This is a genomic window from Pseudorhodoferax aquiterrae (assembly GCF_014652235.1).
Classification (GTDB): Bacteria; Pseudomonadota; Gammaproteobacteria; order Burkholderiales; family Burkholderiaceae_C; genus Pseudorhodoferax; species Pseudorhodoferax aquiterrae.
Window position 1 is genome coordinate 463,667 of the sequence record NZ_BMYK01000001.1, and the last position, 24,226, is coordinate 487,892.

The 24,226-nt window shown below is 70.6% G+C and carries 24 protein-coding genes and 1 pseudogene; 10 read left to right on the forward strand and 15 right to left on the reverse strand.

What is annotated here, in order from left to right; genetic code table 11:
- The first annotated feature begins 109 nt into the window (after window positions 1-109).
- The 4 genes from IE209_RS02180 (at window position 110) to IE209_RS02195 (ending at window position 4,665) form a co-directional block, all read left to right on the forward strand.
- Window positions 110-1,642: a BCCT family transporter gene (locus IE209_RS02180; protein ID WP_189685376.1), complete on the forward strand. Its 1,533-nt coding sequence runs from the start codon at window positions 110-112 to the stop codon at window positions 1,640-1,642.
- Between the two features lie 16 nt (window positions 1,643-1,658).
- Window positions 1,659-2,360 carry a MarC family protein gene (locus tag IE209_RS02185; RefSeq protein ID WP_189685377.1) on the forward strand — a complete coding sequence of 234 codons (702 nt, stop codon included), beginning with the start codon at window positions 1,659-1,661 and terminating at the stop codon, window positions 2,358-2,360.
- A gap of 80 nt (window positions 2,361-2,440) precedes the next feature.
- On the forward strand, window positions 2,441-3,433 hold the full coding sequence (locus IE209_RS02190) for a Bug family tripartite tricarboxylate transporter substrate binding protein (RefSeq protein WP_189685378.1): 993 nt from the start codon (window positions 2,441-2,443) through the stop codon (window positions 3,431-3,433).
- 41 nt (window positions 3,434-3,474) lie between these two features.
- Window positions 3,475-4,665, forward strand: coding sequence for an ATP-binding protein (locus IE209_RS02195; RefSeq protein ID WP_189685379.1), 1,191 nt, complete (start codon window positions 3,475-3,477; stop codon window positions 4,663-4,665).
- Here IE209_RS02195 and IE209_RS02200 read toward each other — a convergent pair whose 3' ends face one another.
- Window positions 4,666-5,604 carry an SMP-30/gluconolactonase/LRE family protein gene (locus tag IE209_RS02200; protein ID WP_189685380.1) on the reverse strand — a complete coding sequence of 313 codons (939 nt, stop codon included), beginning with the start codon at window positions 5,602-5,604 and terminating at the stop codon, window positions 4,666-4,668.
- 250 nt (window positions 5,605-5,854) lie between these two features.
- Between IE209_RS02200 and IE209_RS02205 the strand changes: the two genes are divergently transcribed.
- Entirely contained in the window at window positions 5,855-8,374 is a 2,520-nt protein-coding gene (locus IE209_RS02205; protein ID WP_189685381.1) for an ABC transporter permease, read from the forward strand.
- A gap of 1 nt (window position 8,375) precedes the next feature.
- On the opposite strand, the gene IE209_RS02210 is transcribed toward IE209_RS02205, so the two are convergent.
- Entirely contained in the window at window positions 8,376-8,873 is a 498-nt protein-coding gene (locus IE209_RS02210) for a P-loop nucleotide/nucleoside kinase family protein (RefSeq protein WP_229882653.1), read from the reverse strand.
- 159 nt (window positions 8,874-9,032) lie between these two features.
- Window positions 9,033-9,191, reverse strand: a pseudogene (locus IE209_RS02215) (LysR substrate-binding domain-containing protein); the annotation flags it as partial.
- A gap of 9 nt (window positions 9,192-9,200) precedes the next feature.
- On the opposite strand from IE209_RS02215, the gene IE209_RS02220 reads away from it, so the two are divergent.
- Together IE209_RS02220 and IE209_RS02225 are read left to right on the forward strand one after the other, a co-directional pair.
- Entirely contained in the window at window positions 9,201-10,265 is a 1,065-nt protein-coding gene (locus IE209_RS02220) for an MFS transporter (protein ID WP_373305264.1), read from the forward strand.
- Between the two features lie 26 nt (window positions 10,266-10,291).
- On the forward strand, window positions 10,292-10,696 hold the full coding sequence (locus IE209_RS02225; RefSeq protein WP_189685382.1) for a group II truncated hemoglobin: 405 nt from the start codon (window positions 10,292-10,294) through the stop codon (window positions 10,694-10,696).
- On the opposite strand, the gene IE209_RS02230 is transcribed toward IE209_RS02225, so the two are convergent.
- Window positions 10,693-11,628 carry a LysR family transcriptional regulator gene (locus tag IE209_RS02230; protein ID WP_189685383.1) on the reverse strand — a complete coding sequence of 312 codons (936 nt, stop codon included), beginning with the start codon at window positions 11,626-11,628 and terminating at the stop codon, window positions 10,693-10,695. The two genes, IE209_RS02225 and IE209_RS02230, sit on opposite strands and share 4 nt — an antisense overlap.
- Before the next feature lie 117 nt (window positions 11,629-11,745).
- On the opposite strand from IE209_RS02230, the gene IE209_RS02235 reads away from it, so the two are divergent.
- On the forward strand, window positions 11,746-12,726 hold the full coding sequence (locus IE209_RS02235; protein ID WP_189685384.1) for a Bug family tripartite tricarboxylate transporter substrate binding protein: 981 nt from the start codon (window positions 11,746-11,748) through the stop codon (window positions 12,724-12,726).
- A 5-nt stretch (window positions 12,727-12,731) separates the two neighbouring features.
- Window positions 12,732-13,724 carry a 4-hydroxythreonine-4-phosphate dehydrogenase PdxA gene (locus tag IE209_RS02240; RefSeq protein WP_229882654.1) on the forward strand — a complete coding sequence of 331 codons (993 nt, stop codon included), beginning with the start codon at window positions 12,732-12,734 and terminating at the stop codon, window positions 13,722-13,724.
- 1 nt (window position 13,725) lies between these two features.
- Here IE209_RS02240 and IE209_RS02245 read toward each other — a convergent pair whose 3' ends face one another.
- The 10 genes from IE209_RS02245 to IE209_RS02290 form a co-directional block, all read right to left on the reverse strand.
- On the reverse strand, window positions 13,726-14,715 hold the full coding sequence (locus IE209_RS02245; RefSeq protein WP_189685386.1) for a tripartite tricarboxylate transporter substrate binding protein: 990 nt from the start codon (window positions 14,713-14,715) through the stop codon (window positions 13,726-13,728).
- A 38-nt stretch (window positions 14,716-14,753) separates the two neighbouring features.
- Window positions 14,754-15,038 carry a muconolactone Delta-isomerase gene (catC, locus tag IE209_RS02250; protein ID WP_056668896.1) on the reverse strand — a complete coding sequence of 95 codons (285 nt, stop codon included), beginning with the start codon at window positions 15,036-15,038 and terminating at the stop codon, window positions 14,754-14,756.
- Window positions 15,039-15,072: 34 nt separating this feature from the next.
- Window positions 15,073-16,413 carry a short-chain fatty acid transporter gene (locus IE209_RS02255; RefSeq protein WP_189685387.1) on the reverse strand — a complete coding sequence of 447 codons (1,341 nt, stop codon included), beginning with the start codon at window positions 16,411-16,413 and terminating at the stop codon, window positions 15,073-15,075.
- A gap of 43 nt (window positions 16,414-16,456) precedes the next feature.
- Window positions 16,457-17,182: an SDR family oxidoreductase gene (locus IE209_RS02260; RefSeq protein ID WP_189685388.1), complete on the reverse strand. Its 726-nt coding sequence runs from the start codon at window positions 17,180-17,182 to the stop codon at window positions 16,457-16,459.
- A gap of 38 nt (window positions 17,183-17,220) precedes the next feature.
- The gene (locus tag IE209_RS02265) at window positions 17,221-17,517 is read right to left on the reverse strand and encodes a YciI family protein (protein WP_189685389.1); all 297 of its coding nucleotides are present in this window, start codon (window positions 17,515-17,517) and stop codon (window positions 17,221-17,223) included.
- A gap of 99 nt (window positions 17,518-17,616) precedes the next feature.
- Window positions 17,617-18,687, reverse strand: coding sequence for a cyclase family protein (locus IE209_RS02270; RefSeq protein ID WP_189685390.1), 1,071 nt, complete (start codon window positions 18,685-18,687; stop codon window positions 17,617-17,619).
- A gap of 16 nt (window positions 18,688-18,703) precedes the next feature.
- Complete coding sequence (pcaD, locus tag IE209_RS02275; protein WP_189685391.1) at window positions 18,704-19,498, reverse strand: 3-oxoadipate enol-lactonase; 795 nt, start codon at window positions 19,496-19,498, stop codon at window positions 18,704-18,706.
- Between the two features lie 11 nt (window positions 19,499-19,509).
- Window positions 19,510-20,715, reverse strand: a complete 1,206-nt coding sequence (gene pcaF, locus IE209_RS02280) for a 3-oxoadipyl-CoA thiolase (RefSeq protein WP_189685392.1) — start codon at window positions 20,713-20,715, stop codon at window positions 19,510-19,512.
- Window positions 20,716-20,719: 4 nt separating this feature from the next.
- Window positions 20,720-21,364, reverse strand: a complete 645-nt coding sequence (locus tag IE209_RS02285; protein WP_189685393.1) for a 3-oxoacid CoA-transferase subunit B — start codon at window positions 21,362-21,364, stop codon at window positions 20,720-20,722.
- A gap of 2 nt (window positions 21,365-21,366) precedes the next feature.
- Window positions 21,367-22,068 carry a 3-oxoacid CoA-transferase subunit A gene (locus tag IE209_RS02290; RefSeq protein WP_189685394.1) on the reverse strand — a complete coding sequence of 234 codons (702 nt, stop codon included), beginning with the start codon at window positions 22,066-22,068 and terminating at the stop codon, window positions 21,367-21,369.
- Window positions 22,069-22,141: 73 nt separating this feature from the next.
- Between IE209_RS02290 and IE209_RS02295 the strand changes: the two genes are divergently transcribed.
- Window positions 22,142-22,942 (forward strand): IclR family transcriptional regulator domain-containing protein, encoded by an 801-nt coding sequence (locus tag IE209_RS02295; protein ID WP_189685395.1) that lies wholly within the window; start codon window positions 22,142-22,144, stop codon window positions 22,940-22,942.
- Window positions 22,943-22,952: 10 nt separating this feature from the next.
- Here IE209_RS02295 and IE209_RS02300 read toward each other — a convergent pair whose 3' ends face one another.
- Window positions 22,953-24,215: a CaiB/BaiF CoA transferase family protein gene (locus IE209_RS02300; RefSeq protein WP_189685396.1), complete on the reverse strand. Its 1,263-nt coding sequence runs from the start codon at window positions 24,213-24,215 to the stop codon at window positions 22,953-22,955.
- Window positions 24,216-24,226 lie beyond the last annotated feature (11 nt).

Sequence of the window (24,226 nt, forward strand, 5' to 3'; positions counted from 1 at the left end):
CGGGCCGGCACCGCCGCCATCCATCCATCCCGGTTCGCATGCGAGCGCGTCGCGCCAGCTGCTGCATGTGCGCACCCGTGCGTGCCGTCATTCGAGGAGGACACAAAACATGCAACTGATGGTCTCGGCCGGCTTCATCCTGGCCATCGTCCTATGGGGCGTGGTAGCGCCAGCCCATCTGGGTGCCGTGTTCGACGGTGCGCTGGCGCTGATCACGCGCAACTTCGGCTGGTTCTACCTTTGGCTGGTCCTCGGCCTGGTGATCGTCGCGCTGGTGCTGGCTTTCAGCCGCTACGGTGATCTCAAGCTCGGCGGCGAGGACGAAGAGCCGGAGTTCTCGGTCGGCGCCTGGTTCGCCATGCTGTTCGCCGCGGGCATGGGCATCGGGCTGGTCTTCTGGGGCGTGGCCGAGCCGGTCTCGCACTATGGCACGCCACCGCCAGGCATTGCGCCCAACACGCCGGAGGCCGCCAACGCGGCCATGCGTTACAGCTTCTTCCACTGGGGCCTGCATCCCTGGGCGGTCTACAGCGTGGTGGCCCTGGCCATCGCGTTCTTCCAGTTCCGCCGTGGCGGTTCCGCGCTGGTCAGCACCGCCGTGGAATCCTTGCCCTGGGCACCGCTGCGGCGCATCGGGCCGCTGGTCAACGTGCTGGCCGTGATCGCCACGGCATTCGGCGTGGCCGCCTCGCTCGGCATGGGCGCGCTGCAGATCAACAGCGGATTCAACGCCGTTCTCGGACTGCCCGTGAGCCAGTGGTCCCAGCTGGGCATCATCGCCGTCACGACCTTGCTGTTCATCGGCTCGGCCGTCAGCGGGGTGACCAAGGGCATCAAGTGGCTGTCCTCGTTCAATCTGCTGATGGCCGCGCTGTTGGCACTGGCGGTGTTCGTGCTCGGGCCGACCATCGCGATCATCGATACGCTGACGACCACACTGGGCAGCTACATGAGCGAGCTGGTGCGCATGAGTCTGCGCATGACGCCCTTTCGCGACAGCAGCTGGATCAGTGGCTGGACCATCTTCTACTGGGCCTGGTGGGTGTCCTGGTCGCCCTTCGTGGGCCTGTTCATCGCGCGCGTCTCGCGTGGGCGCACGGTGCGCGAATTCATTCTGGGCACCGTGGCCGCACCCACGGTGGCGGCCTTCGTCTGGTTCTCGGTGTTCGGCGGCACAGCGCTGCACCTGGAGATCATGCAGAACGTGCCGATCGCGGAGGCCGTCAAGGCCGACGTTTCCACTGCCCTGTTCGCGCTGTTCGACCAGTTGCCATTGGGCACGCTGATGTCGGGCATCGCCACCATCCTCGTGGTGGTGTTCTTCGTCACCTCGGGCGACTCGGCGGTGCTGGTGCTGGGCATGATGAGCACGGGCGGCAACGAGAACCCCAGCGCACGCGTGAAGGTCGCCTGGGGCCTGCTCGTGGCCGGCATCGCGGCCAGCCTGCTGCTGGCTGGCGGCTTGCAGTCGGTGCAGACGGCCACCATCGTTTTCGCGCTGCCGTTCACCGTCGTCATCGTGCTGATGGCCGTGGCGCTGTGGCGCGGCCTGCGCGAAGACTACGAGGCCGAGCGCCGGCGCGAGCGGGCGCTGCGCCGGCGCATGCGCGAACTGGCCGACCAGGCGCCACCGCGGGCCTGAAGCGTCGGAGAGCGCCTTGACCCTCGAACTGCTGGGTGCCTTCGGCAAGAGCTTCCTGTTCGTGTTCGCCGCGTTGCTGCCCATCCTGAATCCGGCGGCCACCGCGCCCATCTTCCTGGGGTTGACCGAAGGTGCGTCGGCCAGCACCCGCACGCTGCTGGCGCGGCGCATTGCGCGCAACATGTTCTGGCTCATGCTGGGCGCCATGCTCGTGGGCTCCTACGTGCTGGACTTCTTCGGCATCTCGCTGCCCATCGTGCGCGTGGGCGGCGGCATGATCGTGGCCGCCACCGCATGGCGGCTGCTCACGGCCACGCAGGCCACGGTGGACAGCCGCACCGAACTGGCCGAGAGCTTCACGCCAGACATGGCGCGGCGCCAGGCCTTCTACCCTTTGACCTTTCCAGTGAGTTGCGGGCCTGGCTCGATCGCCGCAGCCATCACGGTCGGCGTGTCCCTGGCCGATGCGCGGCTCTCGCTCTCGCTGGCACGCATGGGCGGTGGCGTGGTGGCGCTGTTGGCGGTCGGCGTGCTGATGTACCTGGCGTTCCGCTATGCACAGCAGTTGCTCAAACCGCTCGGTGAGGCGGGCTCCGTCATCTTCCTGCGGCTGTCGGCCTTCATCCTGCTGTGCCTAGGCGTGCAGATCGTCTGGGACGGCGTCTACGAGCTGGGCGTAGGCATGCTGCGCGACGGTCTTCTGCCGGTGAGCGCCTAGGCGACAGCCGGCTGGGGGAAACCCAGGGCGCCGCGCTGGGCGCGCTGCCCACAATGCGCAACTCCAACCGAGGAGACACCATGACCCGATTCCTGACTGCCGCCATCGGCCGCCGCACCGCCCTGGGCGGCATTGCCGGCACCCTGGCCGCCACCGCCCTGCCAGGCCGCGCCAACGAGCCCTACCCGAGCCGCCCCGTCACCATGGTCGTGCCCTACACGGCCGGCGGCTCCACCGACATCGTGGCCCGGCTCATCGCGCAGAAGCTCCAGGAGGCGCTCGGCCAGCCCTTCGTGGTCGACAACAAGGGCGGGGCGAACGGCGTGATCGGCATGGACATCGCCGCGCGCGCTGCGCCCGACGGCTACACGCTGCTCATGAACACGGCCGGTGCGCAGGCGCTGGCCCCCGTGATCTACAAGACCAAGTTCCACGCGCTGGACAGCTGGGAGCCCATCAGCCTGATCAGCTCGATCCCCTTCGTGATCGTCGCGCGCGAGGGCTTGCCGGTGAAGACCTTCGCCGACATGGTGGCCCTGGCGCGGGCCGCCAACCCGCCGCTGTCGGCCTCGTCGGGCAGCAGCATGATCGTGCTGGCCACCGACCAGCTCAAGCGCGTGATCGGCGCGCCCACGCTCATCAACGCCCAGTACAAGGGCACCTCGATGCAGGCGCAGGCCGTCGTCAAGGGTGAGGTCGACATCTCGGTGGACTCCTTCGTCACGCTGCCGCAGATCAAGGCCGGCAAGGTGCGCCCGCTCGCCGTGATCGCGCCGCAGCGCGCGGCCTCGCTGCCCGAGGTGCCCACGCTGGCCGAACTTGGGGTGAAGGACATGGACTTCGCGAGCTGGTCCGGCCTGCTGGCGCCCAAGGGCACGCCCCGGGCCATCGTCGAGCGCCTGTCGGCCGAGGTGCAGAAGATCGTGCGCACGCCCGAGATGCAGGAGCGCTTGAAGGCCATGGACCACACGCCCGTGGGCAGCGGGCCGGCCGAGTTCGCCAAGCTGATCGGCGACGACTACGCGCGCTGGCAGCGCGTGGTGAAGGAGACGGGGTTCAAGATCGAAGGATGAAGAACCTTGTAATTCTTCCATTCTCTGGAAGAATTGCAGGGATGAGTTCCGTCTCTCGCCAGATCGCCGCTGCGCTACTCCAGCATCTCGAGGAGTTCCCGGCCGTGGCGATTCTGGGGCCGCGCCAGGTCGGCAAGACGACGCTGGCGCTGGATCTTGTGCAGCAGCAGATGCGGGATGCTGCGCCGCTGTACCTGGACCTGGAGTCGCCCGCCGACCTGGCCCGCCTGAGCGACCCCGAGGCCTTCTTCGCCGCCAATGCCGACCGCCTGCTGGTGCTGGACGAAGTGCAGCGCGTACCAGGCCTGTTCATGGTGCTGCGCGGCTGCATCGACCGGCTGCGGCGTGCCGGTGCGCCTGCCGGGCGCTTCCTGTTGCTGGGTTCGGCCAGCATCGACCTGCTGGCGCAGAGTTCTGAAAGTCTGGCAGGCCGCCTGGCCTATGTGGAGCTGGCGCCCTTCATCGTCACGGAACTGTCGCTTGACGAGGCCGCCACACCCGGCTCCCTGTGGCTGCGCGGCGGCTTCCCGCAGTCCTACCTCGCGCGCAGCGACGCGGCCAGCCTGCGCTGGCGCCAGCAGTTCATCACGACCTATCTGGAGCGTGACATTCCGCAGCTGGGGCCGCGCATTCCGGCCCAGGCGCTGCGCCGGCTCTGGACCATGCTGGCCTACGAGCAGGCCCAGATGCTCAATGCGGCGCGGCTGGCCGCCTCGATGGCGGTGAGCGGCCAGACCATTGCGCGCTACCTCGACCTGCTGTGCGACCTGCTGCTCGTGCGTCGCTTGCAGCCATGGGCGCGCCAGTCCAGCAAGCGCCTGGTCAAGGCGCCCAAGGTCTATGTGCGCGACAGTGGCTTGGTGCATGCGCTGCTGGGGCTGGAGACGGCCGATGCGCTGCTCTCGCATCCGGTGGTGGGCGGCAGTTGGGAGGGCTGGATCATCGAGAACCTGCTGGCCTGCGTGCCCGCGGGCACCGAAGCCAGCTACTACCGTACGGCCGTCGGAGCCGAGATCGACCTGGTGCTGGAACTGCCAGGCGGCGGCCTGTGGGCGCTGGAGATCAAGCGCTCCAGTGCGCCGTCTGTCAGCAAGGGCTTCCACATCGCCTGCGACGACATCCAGCCCACGCGGCGGCTGGTGGTCAGCAGCGCCAACGCGCGCTTCCCGATGGCCGGCGTCATCGAGCACCTGCCGCTGCTGGACCTCATGCAGGAACTGCGCGCGGCCTGATCAGCCCCCCGGCGCGCCCTGCGTGTTCACATACAGCGCATAGACCGACTGGCTGGCCGCCATGAACAGCCGGTTGCGCTGGCGCCCGCCGAAGCACAGGTTGGCGCAGCGCTCGGGCAGCAGGATGCGGCCGATGGTGGTGCCGTCGGGCGCGAAGATGCGCACGCCGTCCTGGCCCTCGCCCGTGCCCCAGCCGGCCCACAGGTTGCCGTCCACGTCGCAGCGAAAGCCGTCGGGCGACTCCCCGTCGCCGCAGGTGTGGAACACGCGGTCGTTCGTGAGCGTGGCGCCGCCCTCCGCCACGCCGAACACGCGGATGCGCTTGGGCGAAGCGCCGGACTCGACCACGTAGAGCAGCTTCTCGTCGGGTGAGAAGGCCAGCCCGTTGGGCCGGGCGACGGCGTCGGTCACCACGGTCGTCCGGCCGGTCGCCGGGTCGAAGCGGTAGACGCATTCGGGCCGCTCGGGCGTCGCCGGCAGGCCCTCGTACCAGCCCAGGATGCCGAAGGGCGGGTCGGTGAACCAGATGCTGCCGTCGGACTTGACGACCACGTCGTTGGGCGAGTTGAGGCGCGCGCCCTCGAAGCGGTCCACCAGCGTGGTGATGCTGCCGTCGTACTCGGTGCGCACGATGCGCCGGCCCAGGTGCTCGCAGCCGACCAAGCGGCCCTGGCGGTCGCGCGTGTGGCCGTTGGCGTTGCCCGAAGGCTGGCGGAACACGCTCACCGCGCCCGTGGTCTCGTCCCACTTCATGATGCGGTCGTTCGGCACGTCGCTCCAGAGCAGGTAGCGGCCGTCGCCGAACCAGACCGGGCCCTCGGCCCAGCGCATGCCGGTGGCGATGCGCTCGACCGCGGCCGAGGTGATGCGGACCTTGGCGAAACGGGGATCCAGGACGACGACGGCGGGATCGGGGTAGCGGGTCGCGGGTTGCCACATGGTGCGGAGTTGGGAAGCGGTCGGAGCCGCGCAGTATGCCCGCCGCGCCAGGGCTTTTGGCCCGGAACCACCCGGCCGGGATAATCCCCCGCTGCTTCGGAGCTGCAATGGAACTCCCCCAGTCTGCGCGCTACGCGCTTCGCAAGCCCCCTCGCGGGGGCGCTGCCAGCGGCCCGGCGAAGCCGGTTCCGTGGCCGCTGCTGGCGTTGGGTCATGGCACGCGTGTGGAGCGTCCTGTCGTGGAGGTTGCGTGAATCAATCATTTCTCTCGCTGGGGTGGCGCACGCTGTGGCGCGACCTGCGCTCGGGCGAGCTGCGCCTGCTGCTCGTGGCGGTCACGCTGGCCGTGGCCGCGCTGACGGCCGTGGGCTTCTTCGCCGACCGGCTGCAGGGCGGCCTGCAGCGCGATGCGCGCCAGCTGATCGGCGGCGATGCCGTGGTGGCCAGCGACAACCCGACCCCGCCGGCGTTCGAGGCGCAGGCCCGCGCGCTGGGCCTGCAGACCGTCTCCACACTGGGTTTTCCGACCATGGGCCGCGCAGCCGAGGCGCAGGGTGGCGCCAGCCGGCTGGTGGCGCTCAAGGCCGTGCCGGAAGGCTATCCGCTGCGCGGCAGCCTCAAGGTGGCGCAGCAGCCGGGCGAGGAGGGGGGCAACACGCGCGAGGTCCCGGCGCGGGGGGAGGTCTGGGTCGATGCTCCGCTGCTGGCCGCGCTGGACCTCAAGATGGGCGATGCGCTGCTGCTGGGCGATGGCAGCTTCCGCATCGTGCGGATCATCGTGATCGAGCCCGACCGCGGCGGCGGCTTCATGAGCTTCGCGCCGCGCGTGATGGTCAATGCGGCCGACCTGCCGGCCACGCATCTCGTGCAGCCGGCCAGCCGCATCACCTACCGCTTCGCCGTGGCTGGCGAGGAGCCCGCCGTGCAACGCTTCACGCGCTGGGCCGATGCGCAGATCCAGTCGCGCGAGGCGCGCGGGCTGCGGCTGGAGTCGGTCGAGAGCGGCCGGCCCGAGATGCGCCAGACGCTGGACCGGGCCGAGAAATTCCTGAGTCTCGTCGCGCTGTTGTCTGCCTTGCTCTCCGCCGTGGCCGTGGCGCTGGCCGCGCGTGCGTTCGCTGCCAAACACCTGGACGACTGCGCCATGCTGCGTGTGCTGGGCCTGTCGCAGCGCACGATCGCGCTGTCCTACAGCTTCGAATTCGCGCTGGTCGGCCTGTTCGCCAGCTGCCTGGGCGTGGCATTGGGCTTCGGCGTGCACTACCTGTTCGTGCTGCTGCTGGCCGGGCTCGTCGAGGCGACCTTGCCGGCCGCCACGCTGTGGCCCGTGGCCTACGGCCTGGGCATCGGCCTCACGCTGCTGTTCGCCTTCGGCCTGCCGCCCGTGCTGCAACTGGCCAAGGTGCCGCCGCTGCGCGTGATCCGGCGCGATGTGGGGCAGCTCAAGCCTGCCTCCATCGCGGTGCTGGCGCTCGGCGTGGCCGGCTTCGCCGGCCTGCTGCTGGCCGTCAGCAGCGACCTCAAGCTGGGGCTGATCGCCGTGGGTGGCTTCGCGGGCGCGGTGCTGCTGTTCGCCGCGCTGTCCTGGGTGGCGGTCTGGCTGCTGCGCAAGAGCGTCAACGAAAGCACCGCACCGCGCTGGCTGGTGCTGGCCACGCGCCAGGTCTCGGCGCGGCCGGCCTACACCGTGGTGCAGGTCAGCGCGCTGTCGGTCGGCCTGCTGGCCCTGGTGCTGCTGGTGCTGCTGCGGACCGATCTGGTCCAGGCCTGGCGCCAGGCCACGCCGCCGGACGCGCCCAACCGCTTCGTCATCAACATCCTGCCCGAGCAGGGCGATGCCTTCCGCAAGACGCTGGAGGATGCCGGCGTGGCGAAGTACGACTGGTACCCCATGTTCCGCGGCCGCCTGGTGGCCGTGAACGACAAGCCCGTGAACCCGGCCGACTACACCGACGAGCGCGCGCAGCGCCTGGTCGACCGCGAATTCAACCTTTCGCATGCGGCCCAGAAGCCGCCGCACAACGAACTGGTCGGCGGCCGCTGGACGCCCGAGGAGCAGGGCGCCGTCAGCGTCGAGGAAGGGCTGGCGCAGACGCTTGGCCTCAAGCTGGGCGACCAGTTGCGCTTCGACGTCGGTGGCATCCCCTCGGACGCACGCATCACCTCGCTGCGCAAGGTTGACTGGGGTTCGCTGCACGCCAACTTCTTCGTGATGTACCCGGTGGCGGCCATGCCCGACCTGCCCATCACCTACCTGGCGGCCTACCGCGCGCCCGAGACGCCCGGCTTCGACAACGCGCTCGTGCGCGCCTTCCCCAACGTGACCAACGTGGACATGAGCACCGCGCTGGCCCAGGTGCAGCGCGTGTTGGACCAGGTGGTGCGCGCGGTGGAGTTCCTGTTCGGCTTCACGCTGGCGGCCGGCCTGGTGGTGCTGTTCGCCGCCATCACGGCCACGCGCGAGGAGCGCGCGCGCGAGTTCGCGATCATGCGCGCCGTGGGTGCCAGCAGCGCGCTGCTGCGCCAGGTGCAGCGCGCCGAGCTGGCTGGCGTGGGCGTGTTGGCCGGCCTCCTGGCCACGCTGGTGGCCATGGCCGTGGGCTGGGCGCTGGCGAAGTACGTGTTCGAGTTCAGCTGGTCGGGCTCGCCGTGGGTGCCGCTGGCCGGCGCGGCAGCCGGCGCCGTGCTGGCGCTCGGCGCGGGCTGGTGGGGCCTGCGCGACGTGCTGCGCCGGCCCGTGGTCGACACGCTGCGCCGCGCCGCCGCCTGATTCAGCCGTAGCGCTGCAGCGCGAAGCCTTCGCGCGGATCGGGGGGCTCGAAGTGGCGGTTGATCAGGCTGAACTGCGCATCGTCGGTCTGGAACGGATGCGTGCCGGCCGCGTTGCGCGCCTGCAGCCGCGCGCGGCAGACGGCCTCGGGCACGTCCAGCAGGTGCAGCCGGTGCGCCGCGCCGGACTGGTCGATCAGCCCGCGCATCCAGGCCCGCTGGGCCCGCGTGTTGGCCGGGAAGTCCAGCACCACCGAGACGCCGCTGCGCAGCATGGCGACCACGTGCTCGCCGAGCATGGCCTTGAGCCGGCCGGTGCGCTGCAGGTAGTCTGGCAGGGCCTGGATCTCGCCCGGGTACAGCACGGCGAGCCAGGCGTCCTCCTGCACGAGCACGGTGGCCGGTTGCGCGGCCAGGCGGCGCGCGAGCGTGGATTTGCCAGCCGCGATCCTGCCGCACAACAGGTGCAGCATGGCGGAGGCACTGGCGGGACGGGTCATGGGAGCTCCTGGTGGTGAGAACCCCAGGAGACCGTGACGACGCGCCTTCTGGGGCGGGTCGTCTTGGCTTGCAGCCGCGCGCTAACCCACCGTCCGCGGACGGCGGCGAATGGTGATGGTGCGCAGGGTGTGGGCCATGAAGGGGAGCGAGTGTAACGGCTACTCCGGGAACAGGTGCTCGGCCGCGAAGTCCACGAAGGCCCGTACCTTGGGCGAGAGCTGGCGGCTCGAGGGCCACAGCGCCGAGAACTGCCCCGCTTCGCGCGGCGCGTCGGCCAGCACCTGCACGAGCTCGCCGCGCGCGAGGGCGTCGCGCGAGCCGCGGGCCTGCTCGGCGACAGCCTGGGTTGGCGCGCCGTGGTCGTGCTGCCGGGTTCGGTCAGCGCGCTGGCCCTGGTGCTCGGCGCCTGGCGCCTGCCGGACTCGCGCAACCCGGCGGCGACACGGCTGGACGTGGCTGGCACCGTGGCCTTCACGCTGGTGCTGGGCCTGCTCCCGCTGGGCGTGCTGCAGGCGCCTGCGCAGGGCTGGGGCGCGGTGCAGGTCGTGCTGCCGCTGGCCGGCGCCGTGCTGGCTGCGCTGCTGTTCTGGCGCACCGAGGCCCGCGTCCTGCGCCGTGGCGGCCAAGCCATGCTGGACATCTCGTTGTTCCGGTATCCACGCTTCGTCGGCGTGCAGCTGCTGGCGGCCGCGCCGGCCTACGGCTTCGTCGTGCTGCTGGTGCTGCTGCCGATCCGCTTCATCGGCCTGGAAGGTCGCAGCAGCTGGGAGGCCGGGCAGTTCATGCTGCTGCTGTCCGGCCCCATCCTGCTGATGCCCGGCGTCGCCGCGCGGCTCGTGGGCCGCTGGTCGGCCGCCGCGGTCTGCGCGGCCGGGCTCGTGCTGTGCGCCGCGGGGCTGCTGTGGCTGGGCCACTGCGGGCCGACCAGCGGCCTGCGCGACTATGCCGGGCCCTTGCTCGCGATCGGCCTGGGCATCGGCCTGCCCTGGGGGCTCATGGACGGTCTGGCCGTCAGCGTGGTGCCGCGCGAGCGGGCAGGCATGGCGGCCGGCATCTTCAACACCGTGCGCGTGGCCGGCGAGGGCATTGCGCTGGCGCTGGTCGGCGCGGGCCTGGCGGCGCTGCTGGCGACCGAGCTGCGCCCGCTGTTCCCGGGCGCGGACGTGGCCCCGGCCGCACAGCGCCTGGCCACAGGCGATCTGGCGCAGGCCCTGGCCCTGCTGCCCGGCGGCACGCGCGCCGAACTGCTGCAGGCCTATGCGCGGGCCTTCGGCCTGCTCACCCAGGTGCTGGCCGGCGTCACGCTGGCCACGGCGTGCGTGGTCTTTCGGATCCTGCGCACGCCGGACCCGCACGGCGCCCAAGGCCCCTTCGCGGCCGGGCGGGGCTGATCCGGCCCAGCACCGACAATCGGCCGATGCAGACCGAGGAACAGCCCGCCTTCGCCACCCCCTTCGAATGGATCGGCGGCGAAGACAAGGTACGCGCGCTGGTCGAGCGCTTCTACGACCTCATGGACCTGGAGCCCGGCTACGCCGCGCTGCGGGCCGCCCATGGCGACAGCCTGGACAATGCGCGCCAGCGCCTGTTCTGGTTCCTGTGCGGCTGGCTGGGTGGCCCGTCCTACTACACCGACCAGTTCGGCCACCCGCGGCTGCGTGCGCGGCACATGCCCTTTTCCATCGGCATCCGCGAGCGCGACCAGTGGCTGGCCTGCATGGACCAGGCCATGGGCGAGACCGGCGTGCCCGAGGACCTGCGCACGCGGCTGAAGGACAGCTTCTTCCAGACCGCGGACTGGATGCGCAACCGCGGCGGCTAACGCCGCTCCAGCAGCAGCGCACGGAATTGCTGCGCCGCCGGCGACAGCGGCCGCGCGCGCGGCACGATCACATCGATGGCCGGCAGCCGGATCGGCAAGGTGATGGGGGCCACGCGCAGCGCGCCCAGCCGCGCGTAGTGCGCGGCCAGGGAGGCGGGCATCAGCGCCGCCATGTCCGAGCCCGCCACCAGCGCCGTCGTCACGGTGGTCGACGCGGTCTCGATGTAGTCCAGCCGCTGGTGCACGCCGGCCTCGCGCAGCGCCGCCTCGAGCCGGCCGCGCTGCGGCGAGCCCGCCGGTTGCAGCACCCAGGACCAGTCGCCCAGTTCGTGCAACTGCAGCCGCTTGCGCGCGAACGCGGGGTGGCCCTTGCGCACCACGACCTGCATGGCCTCTTCCAGCAGGGGCGTGATCGTGAACTCGTCCTCGCTGAAGCCTTCGGTGAGCCGGCCCAGCACCAGGTCCACATCGCCGCGCGCGAGCTGGGCCAGCACCACGTCGCTGGTGCCCACGGCCACGGCCAGCGCCACCTGCGGATGGCGGCGGCGGTATTCGAGCAGGGCCGGCGCCAGCAGCGCGGGCACGGCACCCGGCACCGCGGCCAGCCGCAGCGCACCCGACAGGCCCGAGCGCAACGCGCCCATCTCCTCGCGCACGGCACCGAAGTCGGTCAGCACGCGGCGGGCGTAGCGGATCAGCACCTCGCCAGCGGGCAGCGGCCGCATGCCGCGCGCGAGCCGCTCGAACAGCTTCTCGCCGAGCGACTCCTCCAGCTGCAGCAAGAGCTTGGTGGCAGCCGGTTGCGTCACGTTCATGGACTGGGCAGCGCGTCCCAGATGGCGCTCGGCGTCCAGCGCGGCCAGCAGCAGCAGCTGGCGCGGGCGCACGCGCAGCAGCAGGGCGGCATCGCTGAGGTGGGCGGGTGGTGTCATATCCAAAAGGTGATGGATTGTTCGGCATCCGCGATTGGATCGCCGCCACGGAAATCCCTAACCTCTCGGTCCACGACGGCCGCCGCTTCGAGCGGCCGCGCAGACGGAGACACCACGATGCCCCCCCACGACACCCTGGACCGGCGCCGCGCGCTGGCCCTGCTGGGCCTGCTGGCCGCCGGCGCGCCCGCCTGGGCCCAAGGCTTTCCCGACAAGCCATTGCGCATCCTGGTCGGCGCCTCGCCGGGCGGCGGCACCGACATCCTCGCGCGCGTGCTGGCCGACAAGATGGCGGCCACGCTCAAGCAGCCGGTGGTGGTGGAGAACCGGCCCGGCGCGTCCAACACCATCGCGGCCGAGCTGGCCGCGCGCGCGGCACCGGACGGCAGCACGCTGCTGCTGGCCACCAACACGGCCCAGGCCGTGGCGCCGCACATGCTCAAGCTCAAGTACGACCCGCTCAAGGATCTGCAGCCCATCGGCCTCGTGGCCGTGATGCCCAACGTGCTGGTGGTCTCCAGCACCGGGCCGTACAAGAGCGCGAAGGACGTGCAGACGGCGCTGGCGGCCAAGCCGGGCGCCCTCAAGTACGCGTCGTCCGGCATCGGCAGCACGCAGCACATCGGCGGCGAGGCCTTCGGCATGGCCACGGGCACGCGTGCCATCCACGTGCCCTACAAGGGCAGCTCGCAGGCCCACATCGACATCATCGCGGGCGAGGTCGACATGATGTTCGACAGCACCTCCTCGGCCATGAGCCAGATCCGCGCGGGCAAGCTGCGTCCGCTCGCGGTGAGCGCGCCCGCGCGCTCGGCCGAGATGCCGGACGTGCCCACGCTGGCCGAGCTCGGCATCCAGGGCGCCGACGTGTCGACCTGGTACGGGCTCTACACCACGGGCGGCACGCCGCGCGCGGCCGTGGAGCGGCTGACGGCCGACCTCGGCCAGGCCTTGCAGCTGCCCGACGTGCAGGCCCGCATCAAGGCCCTGGGCGGCGAGCTCGGCACGTTGACCGGCGAGCGCTTCGCCGAGATGAACCGCAGCGAATACGAACACTACGGCCGCCTCGTGCGCGGCGCCAACATCAAGGCGGAATGAAGAAGATGAGCACCCCCCGCATCGCCGTGCTGCTCGGCGACCCCAGCGGCGTCGGCCCCGAGATGGCCGTCAAGCTGCTCGCGCGCGAGCGCAACCGTGCGCAGGCCGAGATCCTGCTGATCGCCGACCGCGCGGCGCTGGCCTCCGGCCAGGCCATCGCCGGCCAGCCACTGGAACTGCTGCGCGTGGAGCACCTGGACGCCGTGCGCCACGAGCCGGGCCGCATCACGCTGCTGCCCTGCGACGTGCTGGAGGGCCCGCCCGTGCTCGGCGAATCCAACGAGGCCTCGGGCCGCGCCAGCATGCGCGCGCTGGACCTGGCCATCGACGCCGTGCGCGCGGGCCGCGCCGACGCCATCCTGTTCGCGCCGCTCAACAAGCATTCGCTGCGCCTCGGCGGCCTGGTGCACGAGGACGAACTGCGGCACCTGCAGGAGCGCTTCGGCGTGCGCGGCTTCACGAGCGAGTTCAACCTGACAGGTGCGCTGTGGACCTCGCGCGTGACCTCGCACATCCCGCTCAAGGACGTGGCGGCGCACATCACGGGCGAGGGCGTGGCCGATGCGGTGCGGCTCATCGACGGCGCGTTGCGCAAGGCCGGTGTGGCCAGGCCGCGCATCGCGGTCTCGGGCCTGAACCCGCACGCGGGCGACGGCGGCTCCATCGGCATGGAGGAGATCGAGATCATCGCGCCGGCCGTGCAAGGCCTGCGCGCCGAGGGCCTGGACGCGCGCGGCCCCTATTCGCCCGACACCGTGTTCATCGGTGCGCGGCGCGGCGACGTGGACGCCGTGGTTTCCATGTACCACGACCAGGGCCAGATCGCGATGAAGCTCATGGGCTTCGAGAAGGGGGTGACGCTGCATGGCGGGCTGCCCGTGCCCGTGGCCACGTCGGCGAGCGGCAGCGCCTTCGACATCGCGGGTCGCGGCATCGCGCAGATCGAGGGCCTGCAGGAGGCCTTCGACCTGTGCGTGCGCATGGCGACCGCGCGCTAGATCAGTCCACGCTGGCGCCGGACTCTTTCACGACCTTGCCCCACTTGGCGGTCTCGGCCTTGATGAAGGCGGCGAACTGCTCGGGCGTCTCGGCCACGACCTCGCCGCCCTGGGCGACGATCTTGGCCTTCACGTCAGGGTTGTTCAGCACCTTGACCAGCGCCTTGTTGAGCTGCGTGACGATGGGCGCGGGCGTGCCGGCCACGGCGAACAGGCCGAACCACGAGGTCGCCTCGTAGCCGGGCACGCCGGATTCGGCGATGGTCGGCACGTCGGGCAGCTCGGGCGAGCGCTTGGCCGTGGTCACGGCGATCGGGCGCAGCTTGCCGGCGCGCACGTGCTGGATGGCCGAGGGCATGTTGTCGAACATGATCGCGATCTGGTTGCCCAGCAGGTCGTTCACGGCCGGCGCGCTGCCCTTGTAGGGGATGTGCACCATGTCGACCTTGGCCATGGACTTGAACAGCTCGCCCGACAGGTGGATGGAGCTGCCGCTGCCCGAGGAGCCGAAGTTGACCTTGCCCGGGTTGGCCTTGGCGTAGGCGATCAGCTCGGGCACGGTCTTGAACGGCTGCGCCGGGTGGGCCACCAGCAGGTTGGGCACATTGGCCACGCGCGAGAGCGGCGCGAAGTCCTTGATCGGGTTGAAGGGCATCTTCTTGTACAGCGCCTCGTTGATGGCGTGCGTGCCCACGGTGCCCATGAACAGCGTGTAGCCGTCGGCCGGGGCGCGTGCGGCCAGCTGGCCGCCGATGTTGCCGCCCGCGCCGGCGCGGTTGTCGATGACCACGCTCTGGCCCAGCTCGGTGGAGAGCGCCTGGCCCACGATGCGGGCCAGGATGTCGGTGGTGCCACCGGCCGAGAACGGCACGATCATGGTGATGGGCTTGTTGGGGTAGGCCTGGGCGGCGGCCGGGCCGGCGGCCAGGGTGGTCGCGGCGGCGGCCACGGCCAGCAGGCTGCGGCGGGTGACGGTGTGGATGGTGGTCATGGATGCTCCTCTGAAAATGGGGGGATGGCGCGCAGGTCTCATTCCTGCACGATGGACGACGGGTGGTTGGCCAGCGGCGTGACCTTGATTTGCATGTAGGGGAACAGCGGCAGACCGCTGAGCAGGGTGTGCAGTTCGTCGTTGCTGGCGACGTCGAAGATGCTCACGTTGGCGTATTCGCCGACCACGCGCCACAGGTGGCGCCATTTGCCGGCGCGTTGCAGGTCCTGCGAGTAGGCCTTTTCGCGGCGCTTGATTTCGTCGGCCTCGGCAGGGCTGACGGTGGCGGGGATGTTCACGACCATGTGGACCATGTACAGCATGTGGGGACTCCTTGAAAAGACGATGGGGGGCGGCTCACAGATGCGGCCAGATCACCATGGTGGCGGCGTAGATGGCGCCGACCAGCAGCATGGACACCACCGTGTAGCCCATGATGTCCTTGAGCTTGAGCTTGGACAGCGCGAGCGCCGGCAGAATCCAGAACGGTTGGACCAGGTCGTTCCAGCCGTTGCCCAGCATCACCGACATGGCGGTCTGGGCCTGCGAGGCGCCCAGCTGGTGGGCCGCGTCGATCATGAACGGCCCCTGCAGCACCCAGTGGCCGCCGCCCGACGGCGCGAAGAAGTTGATGACGAAGGAGCTGACCAGGCCCCACAGCGGCAGCGTGTCGGCGGTGGACACGCTCACGAACAGGTGGGCGATGGATTCCACCAGGCCGGAGCCGTGCATGATGGCCATGATGCCGGCGTAGAAGGGGAACTGCAGGATGATCCCGCCGATCGTCTTGACGCCTTCGTTGAGTTTCTCGACGTACTTCATCGGCGTGCCCAGCAACAGCACGCCCAGGAACAGGATGAAGAAGTTGATCATGTTCAGGTCGAGGTTGCCGCCCTGCACGAAGTGCATCACCACGTAGGCCATGCCGCACAGGCCGATCAGCAGGCTGAGCAGGCGGCTGTTGTTCAGCCGGTAGGCCAGCGTCTTCTCGTCGCCCAGCAGCTGGTGTGCGTCGCCGCCCGCCTTGGCCTCGGCCGCCACGCTGGCCGGGTCCAGTTCGGTGACGGGCTCGCCGGCTTTGGGGTGCATGGTCGCGTTGAGCAGCGGCAGCGCAATCAGCACGGCCAGGCTGGTGAGCAGGATGGGCGCCGAGAAGATGGTCTCGCTCAGCGGAATCAGCCCCATCGTGCTTTCGAAGCTGTGGCCCTTGGTGGAGATCAGCACCGGGATCGTGGCGGAAAAACCCAGGCTGTACATCGTGAAGCCGGTGTAGGCCGAGGCGATGATGAGCGGGTAGTGCACGCCCTTGACCTTGAGCGCCAGCTTGCGCGCCATGATGCCGCCGATCACCAGGCCGAAGCCCCAGTTCAGGTAGCTGCCGATGCAGCCCACGAGCGTGGCGACGATGATGGCCTGGCGCGGCGTGTGCACGCGCTCGGTGATGCGGTTCAGGAAGCGGTCGACGACCGGCGCCGCGGCCAGCACATAACCCATCACGAGGATCACGGCCATCTGCGTCGTGAAGGCGAGCAGGCTCCAGAAGCCCTTGCCCCAGTCCTGCACGACGGCGGCAAGCGGGCGGCTCTCCACACCGAAGGCGAGGGCCATGGTGAGCAGCGTGAGCATGATGGCGAAGACGAACGGATCGGGCAGGTAACGCCGCATCAGCTCGGTGAAGAACGCAGTGATTTTCGACATGGAATCCGTGGAAGAGATCGGGAAGGGCGGGGTGCGGGCGCCTTCAGACGCCTGCCACGCCGACCGTCATGCCGCCGCACACGTAGAGCACCTGGCCGGTGACGAAGCCGCTGCGGGCATCGAGCAGGTAGGACACGGCATGGGCCACGTCGTCCGGCGTGCCGACCCGCTTGACCGGCACCGCGTCGATGATGGCCTGCGTGCGCGGCGCATCGGGCGGGTTGGCGCGGTCGAACAGTTCGGTGCGGATCGGCCCCGGGCCGATGGCGTTGGCCGTGATGCCATGGCGGCCCAGCTCCAGCGCCCAGACCCGCGTCATGCCGATCAGGCCGGCCTTGGTGGCCGAGTAGGCCGTGCGCAGCTCCTTGCCCAGCGCTGCGCGCGAGGACATGTTCACGACGCGGCCGAAGCCGGCGGCCTGCATGCCGGGCAGCAGGGCCTGCAGGCATTGCAGCGCGCAGCGCAGGTTCAGCGCCACGGCCAGGTCGAACTGGGCCAGCGTCTGCTCGGCCGTCTCGGCGGGCACCACGATGCCCACGTTGTTGACCAGCCGCGTGATCGGACCGCCGGCCAGCGCCTGCTGCAGCGCGCGCGCGGTCTCTTCGGGATTGGACAGGTCGGCCTGGATGCCGCCGGGCACATGGTCCACCGTGCGGTCGATGACCACGGGCTCGTAGCCGTCGGCGCGGCAGCGTTCCGCGGTGGCCGCGCCGATGCCGGCGCCGCCGCCGGTGATCAGCACGCGTTCGCGGGAAGCATGGGTTGTCATGGTTGTTCTCCTTGTTCGAGGGCGGGAAGGACCGGGGTTCAGAGGTGGCAGTGGCCGTCCACGTAGGCCTTGCGCCAGCGCGTGAGCGTCACGCGCTCGAACAGGCCGGCCGCGTGGAAGGGATCGGCCTCGATGAAACGCTGGGCTTCCTCGCGGCTGTCGAGTGCCACCACGTACAGGCCGCCGCCCAGGTCGCTGCCGTCGTCGGCCAGCTTGGCGCCGCAGGCCAGCAGCAGGTGCTTGTGCTGCTCCAGGAAGACCAGGTGCGCGGGGCGGTGCGCCTGGCGCACGGACTGGTGGTTCGGCTTGTCGAAGGTCTCGATGATGAAAGGCATGGCGGTCTCCGTGGTGCGCGGCGGTTCGCCGCAGGCCGGTGCGCGGTGGGGCCTGGGGCGCGGGACGGGGGCGGGCGGCCGCGGCCGCCCTGGCAAGCGCTAGACCGTGGCGACCGGCGTGACCGGCGAGGCCACGGCCCCGGGCAGGTTCAGCGGCGGCGCCGTCAGCAGGAAGCGGTGGCGGCCGTGCGCACGCAGCCACTGGGCCAGCGGCGTGAGATGCCACAACTCGCCCAGGTGCACACCGAGCTTGAACAGGCAGTGCTCGTGCAGCGGCAGCGCAGCGCAACAGGCCGGCCCGGCCTTGGCCGGAAAGGCCTCGACGGCATAGTTGTCGGCGGCGATGGCGGCGATCTGGCTGTCCGTGATCCATTGCAGCAGGCGCTCGTCGCGGCCGTCGAGCACAGCGCAGCTGGCGGCCAGCACCGCCGGGTCCGGGCGCTTGTGCATGCCCAGCACCACCTCGGCGAAGCCGGTGTGCAGGCACAGCATGTCGCCGGGCTCCACGACGACGCCATCGGCCTCGAGCACGCGCATGAGCTGCTCGTAGCCGACCACGGTGTAGGCGTTGCCCAGGTGGGCATGCAGGTCGACCATCACGCCGCGCCCCTGCACGCCGGTGCGCGCCATGCCTTCGATGCCCAGCGCATGCGCGGCCGAGGTGCTGACGGCGGCGCCGGCCGCGGGAACGCCCGCGTCGCGCACGTCGCTGGGGCCGGCGATGTCGCGGCCGGCGGCGAAGCCGTTGTAGTAGAGCGGCTCCGGCAGGCCGTCGCCGTCGGCATCGAACAGCGCGCCGACATGGGCGAAGCCGTCCCATTGCGTGGAGTACTGCAGGTGCAGGATCGCGAGATCGTCCGACAGCACATCGGTGCGGCCGGGCTCCAGCGCGCCGAGCAGGCAGTTGAAGTTCACGAGGCCCTTGCGCAGCAGCGGACGCAGCACCGGCGGCTGGCGGTTGGCGTTGAGCGCGTTGCCGCCGGGGTAGTCCAGCGGCAGGCTCAGCGCGAAGCTGCGCCCTGCGCGGACTTCGGCCACCCCCTGGCGCACCTTCTCGGCCGTCAGCAGGTTGAGCCGGCCCAGCTGGTCGTCCGGGCCGAAATCGCCCCAGGTCGACCCGGGCGGGCGCTGTTGCCAGCGCGGGTTGGCGGCTGCGGTGGTGGTCGTCATGGCCGTTTGCGCCGCTTCAGCCACGCAGGAACTGCGCGAGCGCCGCGTCGAAGGCCTGTGGCGCCTCGAGGTTGGACAGGTGCGAGGCCGGCACTTCCACGAGCCGGGCGCCGGCGATGGCGGACTGCATGGCCTGGGCGTCGGCCACCGTGGTCACAGGGTCGGCACTGCCGGCCACGAGCAGGGTGGGCACGGCGATGCGCGCGATGTCCGCACGCAGGTCGGCCTGGGCCAGCGCCTCGCAGCAGGCGGCATAGCCTTGCGGTGCGGTGCCGGCGATCCAGGACTGCGCCCGCTGCACTAGCGCGGGCTGGGCCGCGGTGAAGGCCTCGGTGAACCAGCGGCTGGGCGAGGAGGCCGCGAGCTCGGCCATGGCGGCGGCACCCTGTGCGCGCACCAGCGCGGCGCGCGCGGCCCAGCCTTCGGCGGTGCCGATCTTGGCGGCGCTGTTGGCGACGACCAGGCGGTCCAGCCGCTGCGGCGCGTGCACGCCCAGCCACAGGCCGGTGAAGCCGCCCATGGAGATGCCGCAGAAGTGCGCGCGCGCGATGCCGAGCGCGTCCAGGATGGCGAGCACGTCGCCGCCCAGCAGGTCGAAGCTGTAGGGGCCGGGCGAGACGGCGCTGCCGCCGTGGCCGCGCGTGTCGTAGCGCACTACGCGGTGGTCCTGGGAAAAGCGCGCCGCCTGGGCATCCCACATCTCCAGCGTCGTGCCCAGGGAGTTCGACAACACCAGTGCGGGCGCGTCGGTGGGGCCTTCGACCCGCACGCGCAGCGTGCCGCTCGGCGTCTGGACCAGGGTGTCGCTCATGCCGGCCCCGCTCACACGCGCTCGAGCACGACGGCGATGCCCTGGCCCACGCCGATGCACATGGTGGCCAGCGCATAGCGCCCGCCCGTGGCGTGCAGGCGGTTGACGGCCGTGGTGGCCAGGCGTGCGCCGCTGGCGCCCAGCGGGTGGCCCAGCGCGATGGCGCCGCCCCAGGCGTTGACGCGCTCGTCGTCGTCGGCCAGGCCCAGCAGGCGCAGCACGGCGATGCCTTGCGCGGCGAAGGCCTCGTTGAGTTCGATCACGTCCAGCTGCGCGAGCGTGAGGCCGGTCTGGGCCAGCACCTTCTCGGTGGCCGGTGCCGGGCCGATGCCCATCACGCGCGGGGCCACGCCGGCCGTGGCCATGCCCACCACGCGGGCGCGCGGCGTCAGGCCGTTCTTCTTGGCTTGCTCTTCGCTGGCCAGCAGCAGCGCGCAGGCGCCGTCGTTGACGCCGCTGGCGTTGCCGGCCGTCACCGTGCCATCGGGACGCACCACGCCCTTGAGCTTGGCGAGCGCTTCCAGGCTGGTGTCGCGCGGGTGCTCGTCCTTGTCGACGACGATGGCCTCGCCCTTTTTCTGCGGGATGGTCACGGGCGTGATCTCGCGCGCCAGGTGGCCGGCCTGCTGGGCGGCCACGGCCTTCTTCTGGCTGGCCAGGGCCATGCGGTCCTGGGCCTCGCGCTCGATCTTGTAATCCACGGCCACGTTCTCGGCCGTCTCGGGCATGGCGTCCACGCCGTACTGGGCCTTCATGAGCTTGTTGACGAAGCGCCAGCCGATGGTGGTGTCGTAGACCGCGTTGGCGCGGCTGAATGCGCTCTCGGCCTTGGGCATCACGAAGGGCGCGCGGCTCATGCTCTCCACGCCGCCGGCGATCATGAGGCCGGCCTCGCCGGACTTGATGGCGCGTGCGGCCGTGCCCACGGCGTCCAGGCCCGAGCCGCACAGTCGGTTGATGGTCGCGCCCGGTACGGCGATGGGCAGGCCGGCCAGCAGCGCCGACATGCGGGCCACGTTGCGGTTGTCCTCGCCGGCCTGGTTGGCGCAGCCGTACAGCACGTCGGTGATCTGTTCCCAGTCGACCCCGGGGTTGCGTGCCATCAGCGCCTTGAGCGGGATGGCGCCCAGGTCGTCGGTGCGCACGGACGACAGCGCGCCGCCGTAGCGGCCGAAGGGCGTGCGGATAGCGTCGCAGATGAAGGCGTGGATGCTCATGGGATCAGTCCTGGAGGAGGGGCAGGCCGACGAGCTGTTCCAGCTCGGCGTGGGACAGGCCGTCGACGGCCGAAACCAGGCGCACGCCATCGGGCGTGATGGCGAAGGTGGCGAGGTCGGTGTAGATGCGCTTGACGCAGGCCAGGCCGGTCAGCGGGTACGTGCACGCCTGCACGATCTTGCTGGCGCCCTGCTTGGTCAGCAGGTCCATCATGACCCAGGTCTGCTTGGCGCCGATGGCCAGGTCCATGGCGCCACCCACGGCCGGGATCGCGCCGGGCTCGCCCGTGCTCCAGTTGGCCAGGTCGCCCTGGGCCGAGACCTGGAAGGCGCCCAGCACGCAGATGTCCAGGTGGCCGCCGCGCATCATCGCGAAGCTGTCGGCGTGGTGGAAGTAGGCGCCGCCCGGCAGCAGCGTGACGGGCTGCTTGCCGGCGTTGATGAGGTCGTAGTCCTCGCTGCCCGCGGCGGGGGCCGGGCCCATGCCCAGGATGCCGTTCTCGCTCTGCAGGATCACTTCGCGGCCGGCCGGGATGTGGTTGGCCACCAGCGTGGGCTGGCCGATGCCCAGGTTCACGTAGGCGCCGTCGGGGATGTCCTGCGCGACCAGGCGCGCCAGCGCGTCTTTGCTGCGTTTGGTGTAGGCCATGTTCATGCCGCCTTCTTGAAGCCGGCGGCCTGCGTGGCCACGCGGTCGATCTTGACGATCTTGCTGACGAAGATGCCGGGGGTGACGATGGCCTCGGGGTCCAGCGTGCCCAGTTCCACGACCTCGTGCACCGAGGCGATGGTGCGGCGCGCGGCCATGGCCATCACGGGGCCGAAATTGCGCGCGGACATGCGGTAGGTCAGGTTGCCCCAGCGGTCGCCGCGCTCGGCCTTGACGAGGGCCACGTCGCCCTGGATCGGGTACTCCAGCACGTACTGCTTGCCGTTGATCTCGCGCGTCTCCTTGCCCTTGGCCAACTCGGTGCCGTAGGCCGTCGGGCAGAAGAAGGCGCCGATGCCGGCGCCGGCGGCGCGCATGCGTTCGGCCAGGTTGCCCTGGGGCACGATCTCCAGTTCGATCTTGCCGCTGCGGTACAGGCCGTCGAACACATGGCTGTCGACCTGCCGCGGGAAGCTGCAGATGATCTTGCGCACGCGGCCCGTGGCCAGCAGTGCCGCGAGGCCCGTGTCGCCGTTGCCCGCGTTGTTGTTGACCACGGTGAGGTCGCGCGCGCCCTGGGCGATGAGCCCGTCGATGAGCTCGGCCGGGATGCCGGCCGTGCCGAAGCCACCGATCAACACGGTGGAACCGTCGCGCACGTCCGCCAGTGCGGACGCGACGGACTCTGCAATCTTGTCGATCACTGCTCGCTCCTCAAACAAAATTTGTTCTACATGCGAACATTTGTTCGCTAAAAGAATTATAGTGAGCGCCCTCATGGCCACAGAAAACATCCCAGTCGCTTTGGCGACACCCAAGCCCGGCGACAGCTACGTGCAGTCGTTCGCGCGCGGGCTGGAAGTCATCCGTTCCTTCAGCGCCCAGGCGCCGCAGCAGACGCTGAGCGAGGTGGCGGCACGCACCGGCCTCACGCGGGCCGGGGCGCGGCGCATCCTGTTGACCTTGCAGGCCCTGGGCTATGTGGAGACCGACGGCCGGCTGTTCCGTCCCACGGCGCGGCTGCTGGACCTGGGCTTCGCCTACCTGTCCTCGCTGCCGATCTGGAACCTGGCCGAGCCCGTGATGGAAGACCTCGTGGAGCGCGTGCGCGAGTCGAGTTCGGCCGCGGTGCTCGAGGGGCTGGACATCGTCTACGTGCTGCGCGTGCCCACGCACAAGATCATGCGCACCAACCTGGGCGTGGGCTCGCGCCTGCCGGCGTTCTGGACCTCGATGGGCCGCGTGCTGCTGGCGGCTTTGCCCGAGGACCAGCTGCGCGCGCGCCTGGCCCGCGTGCCGCGCGAACGCCACACGGCCCACACCACGCTGGACGATGAAGGCCTGCTGGCCCGCATCCGGGCGGTGCGCGAACAGGGCTGGTGCCTCGTGAACCAGGAGCTGGAGGAAGGCCTGATCTCGATCGCGGCGCCGCTGGTGGATCGCGCGGGCCGCACCGTGGCTGCGCTCAACGTGAGCGGCCAGGCCAACCGCACGAGCGAGGCGCAGATGCGCGAGGAGATGCTGCCCGCACTGCTGGCCGCCGCGCAGGCCATCGGGCAGAGGATGTTGCGCGGCTGAGCCTGAAGCCTCAGGGGCTGGCCGCGTGCCCCGTGTCGATGCCCTCGGAACGCACCGGCATGGCCTGGCCGGCGATCACGCCCAGCGCGCGCAGCTTGGCGATGGCCGCGTCGTCGAAGCCGGCTTCGCGCAGCAGCGCCTCGTTGTGCTCGCCCATGCGCGGTGCCGCGCGGTGCGGCAGTTCCCGGCCCGCGACGCGGATCGGGTTGGCGATCATGCGGGCGCTGCGGCCGTCGCCGTAGGCGAAGTCCACGACGCCGTCGCGCTCGTGCACGAAGGGGTTCTGCAGCGCCTGGGCCACGTCGAACACGGGGGACACGGGCACCTTGCCCGACAGGCGCTCCAGCCACACGGCGGTGGGCTGCTGCATGAGCGCGGTGTCCAGCAGTTCCTGCACCTGGTTGCGGTTCTTCAGGCGTGCGGCGAAGGTGGCCAGCTGCGGGTTCTCCGCCCATTCCGGGTGGCCGAGTTCGCGCGCGAGCAGCGGCCAGAACTTCTCCTTGTTGCACATGATGAACAGCCAGCCATCCTGCGTGCGGTAGAGCTGGCTGGGCACCAGGCTGGGGTGGCCGCTGCGCGCCGTGCGGCCCGTGACGACATCGGCGTTGAGGTACCAGGTGCCGGGGTAGTTGAGGTTGTGCAGCGCCACGTCGAACAGCGAGGTGTCGATGTCCATGCCCTGGCCGCTCGCGCGCGCCTGCACCACGCCGGCCAGCAGGCCGAAGGCGGCTGCCAGGCCGGTCATGAGGTCGACGATGGACAGGCCGTAGCGCGTGGGCGGGCCGTCGGGCTCACCGGTCAGCGAGAGGTGGCCGGCCTCGGCCTGCATCAGGTAGTCGTAGCCGGGCCAGGCCTTGCGCGAGCCGCTGCGGCCATAGGCCGACAGGTGGGCGCAGACCAGGCGCGGGTTCGTGTCCTTCAGCTGCGCGTAGGTCAGGCCGAGCTTGTGGGGCAGGTCGCCGCGCAGGTTGTCGAGCAGCGCATCGGCGCCGGCCGCGAGCTTGCGCAGCACGGCCATGCCCTCGGGCTGCTTCAAGTCCAGCGTGAGGCTCTTCTTGTTGCGGTTGAAGGTCTGGAAGAAGTGGCTGTCGCCCTGGCCGAAGTAGTGCGGGCCGACGTGGCGGCCGACGTCGCCGCCGTCGTGGTGGTTCTCGATCTTGATGACCTCGGCACCCAGGTCGGCCAGGTAGGAGGTGCCGAAGGGGCCGGCGCCGTACTGTTCGACGGCGAGCACGCGGAGGCCGGCGAGCGGCAGGGCGGGGGTCTCGGGCATGGTGGGGCGGT

What these genes read in the sequence shown, in the direction of transcription:
- IE209_RS02195 (WP_189685379.1), top strand. Translation starts at nt 3,475, where the DNA reads ATGAGTTCCGTCTCTCGCCAGATCGCCGCTGCGCTACTCCAGCATCTC.
- IE209_RS02180 (WP_189685376.1), top strand. Translation starts at nt 110, where the DNA reads ATGCAACTGATGGTCTCGGCCGGCTTCATCCTGGCCATCGTCCTATGG.
- IE209_RS02245 (WP_189685386.1), bottom strand. Translation starts at nt 14,715, where the DNA reads ATGACCACCATCCACACCGTCACCCGCCGCAGCCTGCTGGCCGTGGCC.
- pcaF (WP_189685392.1), bottom strand. Translation starts at nt 20,715, where the DNA reads ATGAGCATCCACGCCTTCATCTGCGACGCTATCCGCACGCCCTTCGGC.
- IE209_RS02255 (WP_189685387.1), bottom strand. Translation starts at nt 16,413, where the DNA reads ATGTCGAAAATCACTGCGTTCTTCACCGAGCTGATGCGGCGTTACCTG.
- IE209_RS02230 (WP_189685383.1), bottom strand. Translation starts at nt 11,628, where the DNA reads ATGACACCACCCGCCCACCTCAGCGATGCCGCCCTGCTGCTGCGCGTG.
- IE209_RS02225 (WP_189685382.1), top strand. Translation starts at nt 10,292, where the DNA reads ATGCAGACCGAGGAACAGCCCGCCTTCGCCACCCCCTTCGAATGGATC.
- IE209_RS02260 (WP_189685388.1), bottom strand. Translation starts at nt 17,182, where the DNA reads ATGACAACCCATGCTTCCCGCGAACGCGTGCTGATCACCGGCGGCGGC.
- IE209_RS02265 (WP_189685389.1), bottom strand. Translation starts at nt 17,517, where the DNA reads ATGCCTTTCATCATCGAGACCTTCGACAAGCCGAACCACCAGTCCGTG.
- IE209_RS02235 (WP_189685384.1), top strand. Translation starts at nt 11,746, where the DNA reads ATGCCCCCCCACGACACCCTGGACCGGCGCCGCGCGCTGGCCCTGCTG.
- IE209_RS02270 (WP_189685390.1), bottom strand. Translation starts at nt 18,687, where the DNA reads ATGACGACCACCACCGCAGCCGCCAACCCGCGCTGGCAACAGCGCCCG.
- IE209_RS02300 (WP_189685396.1), bottom strand. Translation starts at nt 24,215, where the DNA reads ATGCCCGAGACCCCCGCCCTGCCGCTCGCCGGCCTCCGCGTGCTCGCC.
- catC (WP_056668896.1), bottom strand. Translation starts at nt 15,038, where the DNA reads ATGCTGTACATGGTCCACATGGTCGTGAACATCCCCGCCACCGTCAGC.
- IE209_RS02200 (WP_189685380.1), bottom strand. Translation starts at nt 5,604, where the DNA reads ATGTGGCAACCCGCGACCCGCTACCCCGATCCCGCCGTCGTCGTCCTG.
- IE209_RS02240 (WP_229882654.1), top strand. Translation starts at nt 12,732, where the DNA reads ATGAGCACCCCCCGCATCGCCGTGCTGCTCGGCGACCCCAGCGGCGTC.
- pcaD (WP_189685391.1), bottom strand. Translation starts at nt 19,498, where the DNA reads ATGAGCGACACCCTGGTCCAGACGCCGAGCGGCACGCTGCGCGTGCGG.
- IE209_RS02295 (WP_189685395.1), top strand. Translation starts at nt 22,142, where the DNA reads ATGGCCACAGAAAACATCCCAGTCGCTTTGGCGACACCCAAGCCCGGC.
- IE209_RS02190 (WP_189685378.1), top strand. Translation starts at nt 2,441, where the DNA reads ATGACCCGATTCCTGACTGCCGCCATCGGCCGCCGCACCGCCCTGGGC.
- IE209_RS02210 (WP_229882653.1), bottom strand. Translation starts at nt 8,873, where the DNA reads ATGACCCGTCCCGCCAGTGCCTCCGCCATGCTGCACCTGTTGTGCGGC.
- IE209_RS02285 (WP_189685393.1), bottom strand. Translation starts at nt 21,364, where the DNA reads ATGGCCTACACCAAACGCAGCAAAGACGCGCTGGCGCGCCTGGTCGCG.